Here is a 16476-nt window from a genome sequence, read left to right as displayed (position 1 = left end):
ATTCGGCGCTCCGGTGTGCGGTAACGACGCGGCATCTTCCCGGCACATCGTGCATCCCCCTCCGACGCTTCCCGAAAGGCGTACCGACCGTGATCCGCAGAGTCCGTCCCGACGATGTCGAAGCCGTCACCGACCTGATCTACGACCTCGCGGAATACGAGAAGGCCCGGCACGAGTGCACCGTGACGACGGAGCAGATCCGGTCCGCGTTGTTCGATCCGGAACCGTCGGTATTCGGCCATGTGGCGGAAGAGAAGGACGGCACCGTCGTCGGGGTCGCGCTGTGGTTCCGGAACTTCTCCACGTGGGACGGGGTCCACGGCGTGTATCTCGAGGACCTGTACGTCCGGCCGGAGCATCGGGGCGCGGGACACGGGCGCGCGCTGCTGGCCGCACTGGCCCACGAATGTGTGGAGCGCGGTTATACCCGCCTGAGCTGGTCCGTGCTGAACTGGAACGAGCCGTCCATCGGCTTCTACCGGTCGCTGGGCGCGGTTCCTCAGGACGAGTGGACGACGTTCCGTCTCAGCGGTGACGCGTTGCGCGAGCTCGGCGCCTGACGGTCCTTCGCCGCGGCCTGGTTCAGCGCTCGTCCTCGGGAACGTAATCGCTGGCGAGCCACCGGGTGGTGGCGGGGCTGAAGAGGAGCACGAGCGCCGGCACCACGATCAGCCCCATGAGCGCACCGAGAAGCACCTGATGGGAGTCGGTGAGGAGCGACCACACCACGGGCAACAGCAGAAGCTGCGCGACGACAGCGATCGAACGTCCCCAGTGCGCGCCGCGCAGGAGCGCGATGCCCGCGGCCAGGACGCCCCCGAAGAGGATCGACAGCCACAGTGCGAGGCCGTAGCCGTTGCTCACCGACTGGTCGTAGTTGCCCGACCATGCCCGGATGACCGAGTACACCGCGAACCCTATGGCGATGACGCCTTCGAGCACGACGAGCGACCCGGCAACCCTGACGGTCGACGGGGTACGGGTACGAGGTGTTTCAGTGGGCACCCGACCAGCGTAGTGGACCGGCGCGATAGCACTTAGGCTGATGCTCCGTGCGTGCCCTGCTGATCGTGAACCCGAACGCGACGACCACCACTCCGGCCGGTCGTGACCGGCTGGCTCACGCGCTGTCGGGCAGAACCCAGCTGACAGTGGCGCATACGACGCACCGGGGGCACGCCGCGGAACTGGCCCGATCCGCGCACGCGGACGGAATGGATGTCGTCATCGCTCACGGTGGCGACGGCACCGTGAACGAGATCGTCAACGGACTGCTGGGGCCTTCCCCCGACCGCGGTCCCGATCCGACGCTGCCCCGCCTCGCCGTGGTGCCGGGCGGATCGGCGAACGTGTTCGCTCGCTCCCTCGGGATCGCCGCGGACCCGATGGAGGCGACGGAACAACTGCTCGCCTTGCTCGCCGATCGCGCGGCCCGCCGCATCGGGCTCGGCCACTGCGACGGGCGGTGGTTCGTGTTCAACGCGGGGCTCGGTCTCGACGCGCAGGTGTGCGAAGCGGTCGATCTGAGTCGTCTCAGCGGCAAGAAGGCGACGAGTTCGCGGTATGTGCGACACGCGATCACGCAGTTCTTCGCGTCGAAGCGGATCGAACCGGCACTCACGCTCGAACTGCCGGGGCAGGATCCGGTCGCCGGCGTGTACTACGCCTTCGTGTCCAACTCGAGCCCGTGGACCTTTCTCGACAGACGCCCGGTCCACACGAACCCGGGTACGTCGTTCGGCACGGGCCTCGGGGTCTTCGCGATGGCGACGATGCGGGTCGTGCCGACCCTGCGCGTCGTCCGGCAGTTGCTCGCGAAGCAGGGCGACCCGTCGTCTCCGTATCTGCTGCGCGCGGACGACGTCACTCACGTGCGCGCACGGTCGACGCGACCGATCGGCCTGCAGGTGGACGGCGACTACCTGGGGCTTCGCACCGATGTGGAGTTCGTGGCCGTGCCTTCGATACTCGAAGTCGTCGCTCCTGCACAGTGAGCAGCATGCTCGAATGTTGTGATTCTGCTTACTTTTCGGCCGAACAGGTGTAGAAAGAAGGATTGACGAATGCTTCGCCCCTTCGTCGGCGTGAGCTTCCACACGGTCGCGGTCGATTCTCTTGACTTCACGCAAGTTCGTGAAAGCATTCACAAGTAACCGCGCGGAAATACTTCGCGCCGCAAGCGTGAACACGCACAGACAATCATCCGGTGCACAGCACCATTGAAGGAGAGTAGAAGCATGGACTGGCGCCACGAAGCCATCTGCCGCGACGAGGATCCGGAACTGTTCTTCCCTGTGGGCAACAGCGGACCGGCTCTCGCGCAGATTGCCGATGCCAAGCTCGTGTGCAACCGCTGCCCCGTCACCGCCGAGTGCCTCTCGTGGGCCCTCGAATCGGGTCAGGACGCCGGCGTATGGGGCGGCATGAGCGAAGACGAGCGCCGCGCACTCAAGCGCCGCAACGCCCGCACCCGGGCTCGCACCACGGTCTAACGATCGCGACTTGTACGAAGGCCCGGCCCCCGAGGGGACCGGGCCTTCGTACGTCGTAGGTGTCCCTGCGCTACTGCCCTCGGAGAACTACGGCCGTCGGAAACACAGGCCCGCGCCGGAACGTAGATCAGGTTCCGGCAACCTTGCCGAGTGCCAGTCGCAGGCGCGCGTCGGTTCCGCCGCTCTCGTTCGCGGCCAGGTCGAGCGTGCCGCCGAGTTCGGCGGCGACCAGTGTCCGCACGATCTGCAGCCCGAGACGATCGGAATCTTCGAGACGGAACCCCTCCGGCAGGCCTTTGCCCTCGTCTCGCACGACGACGTCGAGCCACCGAGCCGACCGGTTCGCCCGGACCGTCACCGTGCCGTGAACCCCCGGGTCGAATGCGTGCTCGACGGCGTTCTGCACGAGTTCGGTCAACACCATCACGAGCGGGGTGGCGCGATCCGCGGGGAACACACCGAGGTTTCCCTCGCGGCGCACCCGGATCTGGCTGCCCACCGCCGAGACGTCCACGACGATCGGGATCAACTGGTCGAAAACACCGTCGAGGTCGACCTCTTCGTCGACCGACATCGACAGGGCTTCGTGCACCAGTGCAATCGACGTGACCCGGCGCACCGCTTCGCCGAGAGCCTCTTTGGCTTCGACATTGCCGGTGCGCCTCGCCTGCAGCCGCAGCAGCGCCGCGACCGTCTGCAGGTTGTTCTTCACCCGATGGTGGATTTCCCGGATCGTGGCGTCCTTGCTGAGCAGGGCACGGTCACGGCGCTTGACCTCGGTGACGTCGCGGATGACCACAGCGGCCCCCTCGATGCGGCCGCCGGGCGTCAGGACGAGGGCACGGATGAGCACCGTCGCTCCCCGCGCCTCTACCTCCATGCGCTGTCCCAGCCGTCCGTGGACGGCCCCCCTGAGATATTCGGAGACGTCCGCGCTTTCGAATGGATCCGTCACGAGGGAGCGGGTCGTCTCGACGAGGTCCTGACCCAGCAGATCGGAATTGAATCCCATGCGGTGGTACGCGGACAACGCGTTCGGGCTGGCATAGACGACGCGGCCCTCACGGTCGAGACGGATGAAGCCGTCACCGGCACGGGGGCTGGACTTCGTGTCGGACCGTGCTTCCGGGGTGGGGAACGTTCCCTCGCTGATCATGCGGTAGAGCGCATCGGCACATTCGAGGTACGCCGTCTCGAGCGCACTCGCCGAGCGCCGGGACACCCGCGCGGCGTCCCGGCTCAGTACAGCGACCACCTGCCCGGCCCACCGCACCGGCACGGCCTGACGCAAATGGATCGAGTCGCTGGATCCGCGACGGACCGTGACAATCTCTCCCGATTTGAAAGCCTTACGGACGTAAGGATGTTCATCGTCGGATACTACGGTCCCGACCGCGTCCTCGGGGATGACGGTCGAGGCGGTGGTGGGACGGCACTGCGCCACACACACGATCCCGTCGGGCGCGGCGTCCACCCACAGCAACACGTCCGCGAAGGACAGGTCGGCGAGCAGTTGCCACTCCCCGACGACGCGCTGAAGGTGGTCGACAGCGGCACCGGGAAGATCGGTGTGGGTGGCGAGGAGGGCACTGAGGGTGGACACGGAGGCCGCCTTCTTGCTCAGGAGATGACCGCGATGAGATCGCCCTGCTGAATCACATCTCCCACGGCGACGCCGACCGACGTCACCGTGCCGGAGGTCTCCGCGAGCACCGGGATCTCCATCTTCATCGACTCGAGGATGACCAGGGTGTCGCCTTCCGCGACGACCTGTCCCTCTGTCACCACCACCTCGAAGACCGTGGATACCATCTCGGCCCGTACGTCCTCTGCCATCGAACACCTCATTCCGCGAACCGGACGGTGGACCTGCCGACAGGACCACTCGACCGCACGTGAAACACTGTAATGAAAGAGAAAGGAGATCCAACCATGGGTAAGCGAGGCCGCAAGAAGCGTAGCCGCAAGGGGAACGCCGCCAACCACGGCAAGCGTCCCAACGCCTGAGGCGTTCGGAAACACGGAAGGACCGGAAAGCGTTGCTTTCCGGTCCTTCTTGCTCGGGGGCCGAGTCGGTCAGTCGCGGGCGTCGCGGCGGTAGTGCACCACCACATTCCGGCGGATTTCCAGCACCAGGCGTTCCCGCAGTCCCGCGGGCGCATGCTCTCCGCCGCACTTGCGACTCAGCAGAGACTTGATCTTCTCCTCGATGCCGTAGGCCTCGAGGCAGGCACCACAGTCGTCGAGGTGCCCCTGGAGTCTCGCTCGCGCATCTTCGTCACACTCGGAATCCAGCAACAGATACACGTCCGCAATGACCGCAGAGCAGTCCACCCGCTCGAAGTCTGTCGGCTCGCTCACTGCGAGACTCCCTTCCTGTTCTTGCTGTTCTCGCTGTTCTCGCTGGTCTCGGACGTTTCACCCGCGCCGGGTTCCATGCCGGTGGCCGCATCGACTGCGCCGCCGCGATTGAAGCCGCGTTCGCGAGCCACGTCGCCGAGCAGACCACGCAGTTGCTTGCGGCCACGGTGCAGGCGCGACATCACCGTCCCGATCGGGGTACCCATGATCTCGGCGATGTCCTTGTACGGGAATCCCTCGACATCGGCGTAGTACACCGCCATACGGAAGTCTTCGGGGAGTTCCTGCAACGCCGCCTTGATGTCGTTGTCGGGCAGCGCGTCGAGCGCCTCGACCTCCGCCGAACGCAGCCCCGTCGACGAGTGCTCCGCGGTCGCCGCGAGCTGCCAGTCGGTGATCTCGTCCGTCGGATACTGCGCGGGTTGCCGCTGCCGCTTCCGGTAGGAGTTGATGTAGGTGTTCGTGAGGATGCGGTACAACCACGCCTTGATGTTCGTGCCTTCACGGAAGGACCCGAACGCGGAAAACGCCTTGATATATGTCTCCTGGACGAGATCTTCGGCGTCGGCAGGGTTGCGGGTCATCCGCAACGCCGCACCGTAGAGCTGGTCGAGCAGCGGCAGTGCCTCACGCTCGAACCGTTCGGCCAATTGTTCGACAGACTCCTCGACCACACCGATCCCTTCACCGACGTTCTCCGTGAAGGCTACCGGTCCTGCCGTAGCCGGACGGGGCGGGCAAAGGATTGCCAACGGGGTCTCCGATCCTCGAGCGACAGCGGTCGCGCCGGCGGGCACGTCCGAAGGGGTCAACACACCACATACCGGACTTGTTCCCCGAGGTGCGGTGAATCGGTGAGTCGACTCGCGAGTCGGCTGGTCGGCAGCGGTGTCTCCGCGGCCGAAGTGGACCGCTGACGCCGGCGAGGGCAGGCTCTCGACACTCGGCCGTCGGCGTCCCCTGACTATCCTTTCGCCGTGACCCTCCGCATCGATCGCGCCGATTTCTCCGACCCCCGGCTGGCCGCATTCCTGCAGGCCCACCTGGACGAGCTCGCCCCGACGGCGCCCCCGGAGAGCCGGCACGCCCTGGACCTGTCCGGTCTCCGGCAGCCGGGGGTACGGCTCTGGGTCGGCGAGTGGGGTGAGGGAATCGCAGCCACAGGCGCCCTCGCCGCACTCGGGCCGGGGCACGAAGAGCTCAAGTCGATGCGGACGGACCCTCGCCGGAGAGGAAACGGGGTGGGCCGGCTGATGCTGCACCACCTGCTCGGCGACGCCGTCTCGCGGGGTGTCCGGCAAATCTCGCTGGAGACGGGAAGCACGGAGTTCTTCGCTCCGGCGCGGGCCCTGTATGCCGGGGCGGGCTTCGTCGTCTGCGGGCCCTTCGGTGAGTACCGGGACGATCCCCACAGCGTGTACATGACGTTGACTCTGCCGCGGCGGCCGAGTGCGCCTTCTTTGCTCGCGAAGCGGGCGCCGAACCCAGAAGGGTGTGGCGCCCACTCTCGTCCGTCCTGAACGTCCTGGTCCCCGCTCCCGAGGACCCGGGGTCAGCTGAAGGAGTTCCGTCCCTTGCCACGGAATGAGAGAACGCTGTTGCCTAAGGTGAGCACATGGCATCCACGTCGACCCCCGCCACCACGCTTCTCACCCGCGAGAAGGTGCCCCACGTGGTCCACGAATACCCCCACGACCCTCGGGCCGGCTCTTTCGGATCCGAAGCGGTCGAGGCGCTCGCCGAACGCCTCGGAGTGGTGCCCGCCCAGATCTTCAAGACACTCGTGATCGCCCTCCCGTCCGGCAAGCTGGGCGTCGCCGTCGTCCCCGTCCCGGAGACGCTGTCGCTCAAGGCCGCGTCCGCGGCGCTCGGTGGTGGCAAGGCCACGATGGCCGAGCGCGCCGCCGCGGAGCGTGCGACCGGCTACGTGCTCGGTGGCATCTCCCCGCTCGGTCAGCGCAAACGCCTCCCGACGGTGATCGACGCGTCGGCGGGCCGATGGGACAAGGTGTTGTGCAGCGCGGGGCGGCGCGGCCTCGAAATCGAACTCGCCCCCGCGGACCTGATCCGCCTGACGGGAGCCGTGGTCGCCCCGGTCGCAGCGGGTCACTGAGCTGCGCCAGTCGCGGATCGCGGCGCCCGGACCCGGTGCAGCCGCTACAGCAGCGCCATCTGGTCGCCGGCGCCGTCGTCGGGCACGAGCAGTTCCGGCCCGTTGTTGCGCACGCTGTTGACCTTGTCCGACACCCTGCGGATCTGAATCCGCGCCACGGCGTCTTCGCTCGGCACGATGAGGTCGGGGTGTCCGAGGCTGTCGGGATCGAGCCAGGCCTCCCACCGCTCGGGCGGCAGCATCAGGGGCATCCGGTGGTGCATATTGCCCAGTTGCGCAACGGAATCCGCGGTGAGGATCGTGGTGCTCACCAGCGGTGGCGCGTCGGGAGTACGCGGGTCGCGCCACACGGCCCACAGACCGGCCATGCAGACGCGTGAACCGTCGTCCGGCGCCATGAAATACGGCACCTTGCGGGTCTTGCCGTCCGGCGCCGGTTCCACCTGCCACTCGTACCAGCCGTCCATCGGAACGAGACACCGTCTGTAACGCAGCGATTGTGCGAACGCCGGTTTGGTTGCCACCGACTCGGACCGCGCATTGATCAACGGAGCGCCCGAGCCCGCCTCCTTCGCGAAGGGAGGAACCAGTCCCCAGCGCATGCGCCGGATACGGCGGCGCGCCGGGCCGTCCGCATCGTCGCGGTCGTGCCGCGCCACCACGGTGAGCACGTGTGTGGTGGGCGCGACGTTGTAGTCGGGCCGGAATTCCTCGTCGCCCGTCTCGTCGATCGCGTCGAGTTCCATCGCGAGAGTGGCCGGATCGGCCGTCGATGCATACCTGCCGCACATGCCTCCGAGTGTGGCAGCGACCGCCGACACGGCACACACCGGTCGCGCGGACGGGTGGGAGTCGATGCCCGGGCGGCCGATGGGCGAAGATGGACGGGTGAGCCTGTGGAAAGCACCCCGAGCCGTGTCCCCCGTCGACGCGTCCGTGACGCTGCCTGGATCCAAGTCCATCACCAACCGTGCCCTCGTCCTGGCAGCTCTGGCGGGCGGCCCGTCGACGGTGACCGGGGCGCTGCGCAGCCGCGACACCGACCTCATGATCGCTGCGCTGCGGTCCCTCGGTGCCGTGATCACCGAGCGCGACGGCGGCACCACACTGGACGTGACTCCGGGACCCCTGCGAGCCGGCACGGTGGACTGCGGCCTCGCGGGCACCGTGATGCGCTTCGTTCCGCCGGTCGCTGCCCTGGCCGACGGAGACGTCCGCTTCGACGGGGACGAGCAGGCGCGATCACGGCCGATGGGCACGGTGCTCGGCGCACTCCGGGCACTCGGCGCGGACATCGACGGCGACACGCTGCCCTTCACGGTCCACGGTCGCGCCGGCGTGCGCGGCGGGTCCGTCACGATCGATGCGTCCGGGTCGTCGCAGTTCGTCTCCGGTCTGTTGCTCTCTGCCGCGAGGTTCGACGACGGTGTGACCGTGCACCACGACGGCAAGCCCGTCCCGTCCACCCCTCACATCGACATGACGGTCGACATGCTCCGTGATGCGGGCGTGGAGGTCGACACCTCGGAAGCGAACACCTGGCGGGTTCTGCCCGGCCCGATCGCCGCCCGCGACGTGGTCGTCGAACCCGACCTCTCGAATGCAACCCCGTTTCTCGCCGCCGCCGCGGTCACCGGAGGCACGGTGTCGGTCCCGTGCTGGCCGGAGAAGACCACGCAGGCGGGCGACGCCATCCGGGACATCCTCGAGCGCATGGGCGCGGCTGTGTCGCTGTCGGACGGAACGCTCACCGTGCGGGGACCGGCCACGCTCACCGGCATCGACATCGACCTGCACGACGTCGGTGAACTGACTCCCACGGTGGCCGCGGTGGCCGCGCTGGCGTCCACTCCCTCACGTCTTCGCGGTATCGCACACCTGCGCGGCCACGAGACCGACCGGCTCGCCGCGCTGTCCGCCGAGATCGGCCGGCTCGGCGGTATCGCCACCGAAACCGAAGACGGCCTCCAGATCGAACCGGCCACCTTGACGGGCGGTGTCTGGCACTCCTACGCCGACCACCGGATGGCGACTGCCGGCGCGATCCTCGGCCTCGTCGTCGACGGCGTCGAGGTCGAGGACATCGGCACGACCGCCAAGACCCTCCCCGGATTCGAAGGTCTGTGGGCGGCGATGTTGACGGGAGCACGCTCCTGAGCCGGCGGCAGTACGACGAGTCCGACGTCCGGGTCCGTCCGGGCAAGAGTTCGCGACCGCGTACCAAGGATCGGCCTGCCCACCTCGATGCGGTGGAGGGCATGGTGTTCTCGGTGGACCGTGGGCGCTGGGGCGTCGTCCTGGGCGGCGATCCGCAGCGGCCCGTGGTGGCAATGCGCGCACGCGAACTGGGCCGTACCCCGATCGTCGTCGGAGACAGGGTGGGGGTGGTCGGCGACCTTTCCGGCCGTCCCGACAGCCTGTCGCGCATCGTGCGCGTCGAGGAACGCACCACCGTGCTCCGCAGGACAGCCGACGACACGGACCCGTTCGAACGGATCGTGGTGGCGAACGCGTCGCAACTGCTCATCGTCGTCGCGCTCGCCGATCCGCCGCCGCGCACCGGGCTCGTGGAGCGCGCGCTGGTCGCCGCCTACGCGGGCGGGCTCGCCCCGATGCTGGGGCTGACCAAGAGCGATCTCGCCGACCCGGAAGAATTCGCGTCGCAGTTCGCCGATCTCGACATCCCCGTGCTGGCCGTCGGCCAGGACAACGATCTTTCCGATCTCACCGAGCGTCTCACCGGCCGGGTCACCGCATTGATCGGCCACTCCGGCGTCGGCAAATCGACCCTCGTCAATCGCCTCGTCCCCGACGCCGACCGCGCCACGGGTGTGGTCTCCGGTGTCGGGAAGGGCCGGCACACGTCGACCCAGTCCGTCGCACTTCCGCTTCCGTCCGGTGGCTGGGTGGTCGACACTCCGGGCATCCGGTCGTTCGGGCTCGCGCACATCCAGCCCGACGACGTCGTCGCGGCCTTCACCGATCTCGCCGCGGCGGTCGCGGACTGTCCCCGCGGCTGTACGCATCTCGGACCGCCCGCCGACCCCGAGTGCGCGCTCGACCGGCTCGAGGGCAAGTCGCTGCGCCGGGCGCAGGCCGTGCGCGAACTGCTGACCTCGCTGGCGTCCAACGACTCCTGGTGATCGAATGCATCGAACCCCCGGCACCAGTTCAGGTGCCGGGGGTTCGATCGTCGTTCGGGGCGTGCAGCACACGCTCGCGAACTCAGCGCATGCCGAGGATCCTGCGGACGACACCGCGCTTGCGGGTGTTCTCGATGGTGGTGGCCAGACCGCGCCGGCGGCCGGTGACCGGATCGATTTCCGCCGGGCCACCGAAGCCCCGCTCCGATGCGGTTTCGGGGGCGGCGTCGCGGTCGTCCTTGAGGAACTTGTCGGGCAGCGAGAGCTTCGCGATCGTGCGCCAGGACTTCCAGTACTGCACGGCCAGCGGACCGGTGGTGTACGGCAGGTCGTACTTGTCGCACAACTGCCGGACGCGCACGGCGATCTCCGCGTACCGATTCGACGGCAGGTCCGGGTAGATGTGGTGCTCGATCTGGTAGCTCAGGTTGCCGGTCATGAAGTCCATGATCTTGCCGCCGGAGATGTTGGCGGAACCGAGCATCTGCCGGAGGTACCACTCGGCGTGCGTCTCGTTCTCGACGTCCTGCTTCGTGAACTTCTCCGCACCGTCCGGGAAGTGCCCGCAGAAGATCACGGCGTTGGTCCAGATGTTGCGGATGAAGTTCGCCGTGGCGTTCGCGGTGATCGTGGTCTTCCACGACTTGCCCGTCAGCGCCGGATAGACGACGTAGTCGCGCAGATCCTGCTTGGCGATCTTCGCGAGCACCTCGGCGCCGTGCTTCTTGGTGATCTCACGGTCGTCGCGACCCTGGATGACCTTGCCGAGTTCGAGCAACTGGATCGCGATGCCGTACTGGAACAGCGACGCCAGGATCGCGTTGTAGGCGATGTTGCCGAGGTAGAACGGCTTCCAACGCTGGTCGCGGGTGACGCGGAGCAACCCGTAGCCCACGTCGTCGTCCATGCCCAGGATGTTGGTGAACTTGTGGTGCAGGTGGTTGTGGGTGATCTTCCAGTGCGCCGACGGGTCGACGTTGTCCCACTCCCAGTTGGCGGAGTGGACCTCGGGGTCGTTCATCCAGTCCCACTGCCCGTGCATCACGTTGTGCCCGAGCTCCATGTTCTCGATGATCTTCGACAACGAGAGCATTCCGGTGCCCAGCCACCACAGGGAGCGCTTCTTGGAACCGAACAGGACCAGACGTCCACCGACCTCGAGGCTGCGCTGCAACCGGATCGTATTGCGGACGTATCGGGCGTCGCGCTCACCGCGTGACTCCTCGATATCGCGCCGGATGGCATCGAGCTCGCGGCCGATGGCCTCGACGTCCGCCTCCGTAAGGTGCGCGTATTCCTTGATGTCCGATATCGCCATGGCGGCTACCCTACCGTAGGTTACGGCTCCGTAGGTTAGCTGATTTCGGACGTGTGATCGGAATCACCCACGAACGGGCGGCGTCGATTACTGCCGGTTCCGGCGACGCGCACGTCGCACCGCCACCGTGTGCTCGGCATGCGAGCGCAGCGCGGTCAGCAACCCACGGCGACGTCCCGTGACGGGGTCCTCGGTGAGAGCCGGAAGTGCTGCGGCAGCACGGAGTCGCTCGAACTTACGCTCCGACGACGTCTCCGGCGCATCGTCGGACGTCGCCCGCAGAAGGCTGTCCGGCAACGCCAGTTTGTGGATGGTGCGCAGTGCCAGCATGTACTGCCGCCCGATCGGGCCGGTGGTGTACGGCAGGTCGTACTTGCCGCACAGCGCCCGCACCCGGGCCGCGATCTCCCGATACCGATTGCTCGGCAGATCAGGGAAGAGGTGGTGCTCGATCTGGTAGCTGAGATTCCCGGTCATGAAATCCATGACCCGGCCACCCGAAATGTTTGCGCTGCCCAGCAATTGGCGAAGATACCACTGACCGCGCGATTCGTTCTCGAACTGCTCGACCGTGAACTTCTCGGCACCGTCCGGGAAATGCCCGCAGAAGATCACCAGGTACGCCCAGATGTTGCGCACGACGTTTGCGGTGAGGTTGGCCGTGAGCGTGCTGCGCCACGCCGGCCCGGTTGCGGCCGGGAACAGCACGACATCCTTGAACACCTGGCGTCCAGCCTTCGCCACGAATTCGCTGGCGGGCCCGGACAGCCTCGGCCGCGGACCGTCGCCGAGTTGCTTCTCCCACTCGATCCGCTGCGCCGTCAGGTCGTGCAACGCGATACCCCACTCGAAAGTCAGGGCGAGCACGATGTTCGCGACCGGCTGCAGCAGATTGATCGGACGCCACTTCTCGTCACGAGTCATACGCAGGATGCCGAATCCCACGTCCTCGTCCATGCCCACGATGTTCGTGTAGGTGTGGTGCTCGTAGTTGTGCGCGCGCTTCCAATGGGCGGACGGGCCGGTCTGATCCCATTCCCACGACGTGGAGTGGATCTCCGGATCGTTCATCCAATCCCATTGCCCGTGCATCACATTGTGACCGAGCTCCATGTTCTCGATGATCTTCGCCACTGACAACGCCGCCGTGCCGAGCAACCAGCACGAGCGACGTCGCGAACCGAGCAGCACGATCCGGCCCACGATCTCGAGCGAACGCTGCAGTCGAATCGTGTTGTGGATGTAGCGTGCGTCACGTGGTCCGCGCGTGTTTTCCACGTCCCGCCGGATGGCATCGAACTCGGTTGCCAACGCGTCGATGTCGGCGTCCGTCAGATGCGCGAACTCGCGGATGTCGGTGATTGCCAAGCGTGGTCCCTCTCGTCGTTCTCGGCGGTGCCGTCAGGCATCGATGGTGCAGTCCCCGGCAGCAGCAGAGATGCACGTCTGGACTCGCTCGCCCTCACCGTGCTCCTCGCCCGACCGGAGATCTACCACATACCCCTTTTGGAGCGGCACCACACAAGTTTGACAGATTCCCATCCGGCAACCGAAAGGCATGAGCGCTCCTGCGCTCTCCCCCGCCTCGAGAACGGTAGTGGCACCGTCGGTGGTGACGGTCTTGCCGGATTTCGCGAAAGTGATCGTTCCCCCGGACCCGGAGGTATCGGCACGTGTGACCGCGAAACGCTCGAGGTGCACACGATCTTCGATGCCGGCCGTCGCCCAGTGCGCGCTGATATCGGCCAGCATCTGCTGCGGTCCGCACGCCCAGGTCTGACGCTCCCGCCAGTCCGGGCACACCTCATCGAGCTGCGAAAGGGCGAATTTGCCCTGTTCACGCGTGTATTGCAGGTGGCAGCGGTAGCGGTCGTGTGTGGCATCGAACTGCTCGAGTTCGGACCGGAACATCACGTCCTCGGCGGTGGGCGCCGAGTGCACATGCACGACGTCGGCAATGTCGACACCGCGCTCGACTGCACGCCTGTCGAGGGTGCGGAGCATCGACATGACCGGCGTGACGCCGCTGCCGGCCGTCAGGAACAGGATCTTCTCGGGCGGTGGATCAGGAAGAACGAAGTCGCCCTGCGGAGCCGCGAGACGCACGATTGTGCCTTCCGGCACACCCCCGACGAGATGGCTCGACAGGAACCCCTCCGGCATCGCCTTCACCGCGATCGAGATGACTTTGTCGGTGCGGATCGGGGTGGAAGTCAGCGAGTACGACCGCCAATGCCACTTGCCGTCGATATGCAGGCCGATGCCGATGTACTGACCGGGCAAGTACCCGAAATCGAATCCCCAGCCCGGCCTGATGACGATGGTTGCAGAGTCGGGGGTCTCGGAACGGACCTCGACGATGCGCCCACGAAGCTCACGCGCCGACCACAACGGGTTGATCAGATGCAGATAATCGTCGGGCAACAATGGGGTCGTGAGTCGCGCGACCGCGCCTCGCACCACGTTGGACAGAGATCGCTCACCCGGTGCCACATGGGCCGCGGGCCTTTCGATCCATTCCTTGAAACCCATCGACCGATTCTCCTCACGCTGGAACTACGACCGCGAAGGTTATCAGAGGTTACGGTCCCGTAGGTTACGTGGAGACTCCACTCACAAGGATCCTCGTTCCGAGCGGTCAGAGCAATTCCAGCAGGAACTGCAACTCCTGCGCCGCGTACCACGCCAGTTCGTGATCTTCGGCGTCACCGAGCACGAATTCGGCCTCCTCGTCGCCCAGATCGGCCGCGTCGACAACCTCCATCGCACGCGCGACGTCCGCTTCCGCGGCCTTCAGATCCACATGCACGGACGCGACGGCGCTCATCGGGATCGGCCCGGCGAGGCGCACCACGGCGTCGTCGAGATCGGGGCGCGGGGTGGCGCCCTCGACATCCGCGGCGATCACGACACGCCGCGTCCCGAACTCCGGGGTCGCCCCGGTGTCCTCGGCGGCCAGCAGCCGCACGGAGGCGCGCGCCGCCTCTGACATGGCCACCTCTGCGAGCTCGTCGTCGTCGCCGGAGGTGTAGGACTCACGCAAGGTGGGCGTCACCGCGAACGCTGTACGCCCCACCGCGTCGAGCTCGTTCTCGGCCACGAGACGCTGCAGCATCCCGAGAGTCGCCGGTACATAGACACGCGTCACTTCTCACCTACTGGCATCCGACAACTCCTCGAGCGATTCGTGCAGCAGCGACGTCAGCACATGCACGTCGGGCATGGCATCGCGGTCCGCATTCAAACCGTAGTAGATCTTTCCGTCGTACGACGTCAGCGCGACACTCAGGGCCTGATTCTTGAGCAACGGCGAGACCGGATACATCCCGAGCAGTCGTGCCCCTCCCAGATACAGCGGGTACTGCGGCCCCGGAGCGTTGGTGATCATGAGATTGAACACGCGCTGCGAGAAACCCGACGCGACGCGCACACCGACCGCGTGCATGGTTGCCGGCGCGAACCCGGACAGGCGGATCATGGACTGCGCCGCGACCCGGCGGCGCTCCCGCGCGTACGCCTCCCCGGCGTGGGCGATGTGCGACAGCCGCACGACGGCATTCGGCTCCCCGACCGGCAGGTCGACGAGGAACGACGACACCTCGCCCTGAGGGTGCACCGGGGTCGTCCCGTCCGTACCCTCGCCGCCGGCGTCACGCACGTAGACCGACATGGGGACCATCGAGCGGACGACGGTGGCTTCGGTCAGCGGCTCGCCGCGGGAAAGCAGCCAGTACCGCAGTGCCCCGGCGATGACGGTGAGCACCACGTCGTTGACCGTGCAGCCGTATCGGGACCGGATCTTCCGGTACGGCTCGAGGTCGGACTCCACGACAGCGAAACGCCTGCTTCGGGAAATCGACGCGTTCAGCGGCGATTCGGGTGCGGACTGCGCTGCGGTACGGGCGAAACGACCCACCGCCTCCACTGTTTCGGTGAGGGTGGACGCAAGGTTCCCTGCCGCCGACCGCATCGCGGCCACACCTTCGCCGGGCCGGGCGACCAGTTCGGCGAGTGCTCCGACGAGCAGCGCCGATTCCGACGGCTCCTGCTCCGGCATCCACAACTCTTCCGGCACCGCGCGCGGAATCGGGTCCTTGTCGAACAGCACCTGGCCGATCTCCAGCGACTCCTCCGCGTCGACCAGCGCCGAATGCGACTTGGTGAACACCGCGCACCGGTCGCCGGCAAGCCCCTCCACGACGTACATCTCCCACAGCGGGCGGGTCCGGTCGAGGGGTCTCGAGATCAGCCGGGCGACGAGGTCGTGCAACTGATCGTCGGTTCCCGGACGCGGGACCGCCGACCTGCGAACGTGGTACGTGATGTCGAAATCCCGGTCGTCGATCCACACCGGCCGGGAGAGCCCGAAGGCCACCTCACGCACCTTCTGGCGGTAACGCGGAACCTCCGCGAGCCGCTGCTCGACCAACTGGAGCACCCGGTCGTAGTGAACTCCCCCGTCGGGCGGCTCGAGAATCGCCAGCGAGCCGATGTGCATCGGCGTGTTGCTCGTCTCCAGGTAGTAGTACGACGCGTCCTGCGCCGTCATCCGACTCGTCATTGCCGAACGTCCCCCTCACTTCCGGGTGGCCCGGATCGTCCTGCAGCGATGCCGAAGAGAACAGCCAATTCGGCCATCACGGTGTGGGGACCATCATGGTGGACTCCGACCATCCCCGCAGCCACGGCACCCCGCACGTTGCCCACCAGGTCGTCGACGAACACGCATTCGGAGGGTGCGAGCCCGAGGCGTTCGGCGACGAGCCGGAAGCTCTCGGCATCGGGCTTGGCGACCCCCACATCCCCTGAGAGCACGACCTCGTCGACGAACGTCCCGGCGAGATCCCGCAACCACTGCGCGTGCGGCCCTCCGGGATCGTTGCTCAGGATCGCGGTGCGCACCCCGCGGCGGCGCAACTCGGCGACCACCGCCGCGATGGCTTCGGGGTCCGTATCCGGGCCGGCGAGCACGCCACCGAAGTCGAGCACCAGTCCACGCAGCACGGCCTCACCCTAGATGTTCCGGCGTCTGCGCATCGACGGGCTTGC

At 67.0% G+C, this 16476-nt stretch carries 20 protein-coding genes; 8 read left to right on the top strand and 12 right to left on the bottom strand.

The features are described from left to right. Positions 1–89 precede the first annotated feature (89 nt). Positions 90–560: a GNAT family N-acetyltransferase gene (locus ACFWU2_RS13930; RefSeq protein WP_378606852.1), complete on the top strand. Its 471-nt coding sequence runs from the start codon at positions 90–92 to the stop codon at positions 558–560. A gap of 22 nt (positions 561–582) precedes the next feature. On the opposite strand, the gene ACFWU2_RS13925 is transcribed toward ACFWU2_RS13930, so the two are convergent. Then, entirely contained in the window at positions 583–1005 is a 423-nt protein-coding gene (locus tag ACFWU2_RS13925) for a hypothetical protein (RefSeq protein ID WP_378606849.1), read from the bottom strand. 47 nt (positions 1006–1052) lie between these two features. Between ACFWU2_RS13925 and ACFWU2_RS13920 the strand changes: the two genes are divergently transcribed. Then, on the top strand, positions 1053–1994 hold the full coding sequence (locus tag ACFWU2_RS13920) for a diacylglycerol/lipid kinase family protein (protein WP_378606846.1): 942 nt from the start codon (positions 1053–1055) through the stop codon (positions 1992–1994). A 243-nt stretch (positions 1995–2237) separates the two neighbouring features. Further along, the gene (locus ACFWU2_RS13915; RefSeq protein WP_072699424.1) at positions 2238–2492 is read left to right on the top strand and encodes a WhiB family transcriptional regulator; all 255 of its coding nucleotides are present in this window, start codon (positions 2238–2240) and stop codon (positions 2490–2492) included. Between the two features lie 127 nt (positions 2493–2619). Here ACFWU2_RS13915 and ACFWU2_RS13910 read toward each other — a convergent pair whose 3' ends face one another. Both ACFWU2_RS13910 and ACFWU2_RS13905 read right to left on the bottom strand, forming a co-directional pair. Then, complete coding sequence (locus ACFWU2_RS13910) at positions 2620–4095, bottom strand: sensor histidine kinase (protein WP_378606842.1); 1476 nt, start codon at positions 4093–4095, stop codon at positions 2620–2622. Positions 4096–4112: 17 nt separating this feature from the next. Beyond that, positions 4113–4328, bottom strand: coding sequence for a biotin/lipoyl-binding carrier protein (locus tag ACFWU2_RS13905; protein WP_378606839.1), 216 nt, complete (start codon positions 4326–4328; stop codon positions 4113–4115). A 96-nt stretch (positions 4329–4424) separates the two neighbouring features. Between ACFWU2_RS13905 and ACFWU2_RS13900 the strand changes: the two genes are divergently transcribed. Next, the gene (locus tag ACFWU2_RS13900) at positions 4425–4499 is read left to right on the top strand and encodes a 50S ribosomal protein bL37 (protein WP_022597109.1); all 75 of its coding nucleotides are present in this window, start codon (positions 4425–4427) and stop codon (positions 4497–4499) included. Between the two features lie 69 nt (positions 4500–4568). Here the strand turns inward: ACFWU2_RS13900 and rsrA are convergent, their stop codons facing one another. Continuing rightward, complete coding sequence (gene rsrA / locus ACFWU2_RS13895) at positions 4569–4853, bottom strand: mycothiol system anti-sigma-R factor (RefSeq protein WP_378606836.1); 285 nt, start codon at positions 4851–4853, stop codon at positions 4569–4571. After that, positions 4850–5527: a sigma-70 family RNA polymerase sigma factor gene (locus ACFWU2_RS13890; protein ID WP_378606833.1), complete on the bottom strand. Its 678-nt coding sequence runs from the start codon at positions 5525–5527 to the stop codon at positions 4850–4852. The genes rsrA and ACFWU2_RS13890 overlap by 4 nt, the downstream gene beginning before the upstream one ends. A 303-nt stretch (positions 5528–5830) precedes the next feature. Here ACFWU2_RS13890 and ACFWU2_RS13885 point away from each other — a divergent pair, with 303 nt between their 5' ends. Both ACFWU2_RS13885 and ybaK read left to right on the top strand, forming a co-directional pair. Further along, positions 5831–6373 carry a GNAT family N-acetyltransferase gene (locus ACFWU2_RS13885; RefSeq protein ID WP_378606830.1) on the top strand — a complete coding sequence of 181 codons (543 nt, stop codon included), beginning with the start codon at positions 5831–5833 and terminating at the stop codon, positions 6371–6373. 95 nt (positions 6374–6468) lie between these two features. Next, on the top strand, positions 6469–6966 hold the full coding sequence (ybaK, locus tag ACFWU2_RS13880) for a Cys-tRNA(Pro) deacylase (RefSeq protein WP_378606827.1): 498 nt from the start codon (positions 6469–6471) through the stop codon (positions 6964–6966). 44 nt (positions 6967–7010) lie between these two features. On the opposite strand, the gene ACFWU2_RS13875 is transcribed toward ybaK, so the two are convergent. Further along, the gene (locus tag ACFWU2_RS13875) at positions 7011–7757 is read right to left on the bottom strand and encodes an SOS response-associated peptidase (RefSeq protein ID WP_378606824.1); all 747 of its coding nucleotides are present in this window, start codon (positions 7755–7757) and stop codon (positions 7011–7013) included. Between the two features lie 79 nt (positions 7758–7836). On the opposite strand from ACFWU2_RS13875, the gene aroA reads away from it, so the two are divergent. Both aroA and rsgA read left to right on the top strand, forming a co-directional pair. Beyond that, positions 7837–9123 (top strand): 3-phosphoshikimate 1-carboxyvinyltransferase, encoded by a 1287-nt coding sequence (gene aroA / locus ACFWU2_RS13870; RefSeq protein ID WP_378607281.1) that lies wholly within the window; start codon positions 7837–7839, stop codon positions 9121–9123. Continuing rightward, the gene (gene rsgA, locus ACFWU2_RS13865; protein WP_296550020.1) at positions 9090–10109 is read left to right on the top strand and encodes a ribosome small subunit-dependent GTPase A; all 1020 of its coding nucleotides are present in this window, start codon (positions 9090–9092) and stop codon (positions 10107–10109) included. Before aroA ends, rsgA begins: the two co-directional genes overlap by 34 nt. Positions 10110–10191: 82 nt before the next feature. Here the strand turns inward: rsgA and ACFWU2_RS13860 are convergent, their stop codons facing one another. The 6 genes from ACFWU2_RS13860 to ACFWU2_RS13835 form a co-directional block, all read right to left on the bottom strand. Continuing rightward, a complete protein-coding gene (locus tag ACFWU2_RS13860) occupies positions 10192–11427 on the bottom strand; it encodes a fatty acid desaturase family protein (RefSeq protein ID WP_378606820.1) in 1236 nt (411 codons plus the stop codon). An 87-nt stretch (positions 11428–11514) separates the two neighbouring features. After that, a complete protein-coding gene (locus tag ACFWU2_RS13855; RefSeq protein ID WP_378606817.1) occupies positions 11515–12795 on the bottom strand; it encodes a fatty acid desaturase family protein in 1281 nt (426 codons plus the stop codon). Between the two features lie 33 nt (positions 12796–12828). Continuing rightward, positions 12829–13959 carry a ferredoxin reductase gene (locus ACFWU2_RS13850; protein WP_378606814.1) on the bottom strand — a complete coding sequence of 377 codons (1131 nt, stop codon included), beginning with the start codon at positions 13957–13959 and terminating at the stop codon, positions 12829–12831. A 106-nt stretch (positions 13960–14065) separates the two neighbouring features. Continuing rightward, complete coding sequence (locus ACFWU2_RS13845) at positions 14066–14575, bottom strand: DUF6912 family protein (RefSeq protein ID WP_378606811.1); 510 nt, start codon at positions 14573–14575, stop codon at positions 14066–14068. A gap of 3 nt (positions 14576–14578) precedes the next feature. Next, positions 14579–15988, bottom strand: coding sequence for a wax ester/triacylglycerol synthase family O-acyltransferase (locus ACFWU2_RS13840; RefSeq protein ID WP_378606809.1), 1410 nt, complete (start codon positions 15986–15988; stop codon positions 14579–14581). Further along, complete coding sequence (locus tag ACFWU2_RS13835; protein WP_378607278.1) at positions 15985–16428, bottom strand: HAD-IA family hydrolase; 444 nt, start codon at positions 16426–16428, stop codon at positions 15985–15987. The genes ACFWU2_RS13840 and ACFWU2_RS13835 overlap by 4 nt, the downstream gene beginning before the upstream one ends. Positions 16429–16476: the final 48 nt, after the last annotated feature.

The sequence above is a fragment of the Rhodococcus sp. NPDC058639 genome, from assembly GCF_042717545.1.
GTDB lineage: Bacteria > Actinomycetota > Actinomycetes > Mycobacteriales > Mycobacteriaceae > Rhodococcus.
The sequence above is the reverse complement of the archived record's forward strand: the minus strand, read 5'-3'. Positions and strand labels throughout refer to the sequence as shown.

Bases quoted from the DNA above. Each gene is read 5' to 3' on its own strand.
- ACFWU2_RS13915 (WP_072699424.1), top strand. From the start codon at position 2,238: ATGGACTGGCGCCACGAAGCCATCTGCCGCGACGAGGATCCGGAACTG.
- ACFWU2_RS13905 (WP_378606839.1), bottom strand. From the start codon at position 4,328: ATGGCAGAGGACGTACGGGCCGAGATGGTATCCACGGTCTTCGAGGTG.
- ybaK (WP_378606827.1), top strand. From the start codon at position 6,469: ATGGCATCCACGTCGACCCCCGCCACCACGCTTCTCACCCGCGAGAAG.
- ACFWU2_RS13875 (WP_378606824.1), bottom strand. From the start codon at position 7,757: ATGTGCGGCAGGTATGCATCGACGGCCGATCCGGCCACTCTCGCGATG.
- aroA (WP_378607281.1), top strand. From the start codon at position 7,837: ATGGGCGAAGATGGACGGGTGAGCCTGTGGAAAGCACCCCGAGCCGTG.
- ACFWU2_RS13860 (WP_378606820.1), bottom strand. From the start codon at position 11,427: ATGGCGATATCGGACATCAAGGAATACGCGCACCTTACGGAGGCGGAC.
- ACFWU2_RS13850 (WP_378606814.1), bottom strand. From the start codon at position 13,959: ATGGGTTTCAAGGAATGGATCGAAAGGCCCGCGGCCCATGTGGCACCG.
- ACFWU2_RS13840 (WP_378606809.1), bottom strand. From the start codon at position 15,988: ATGACGAGTCGGATGACGGCGCAGGACGCGTCGTACTACTACCTGGAG.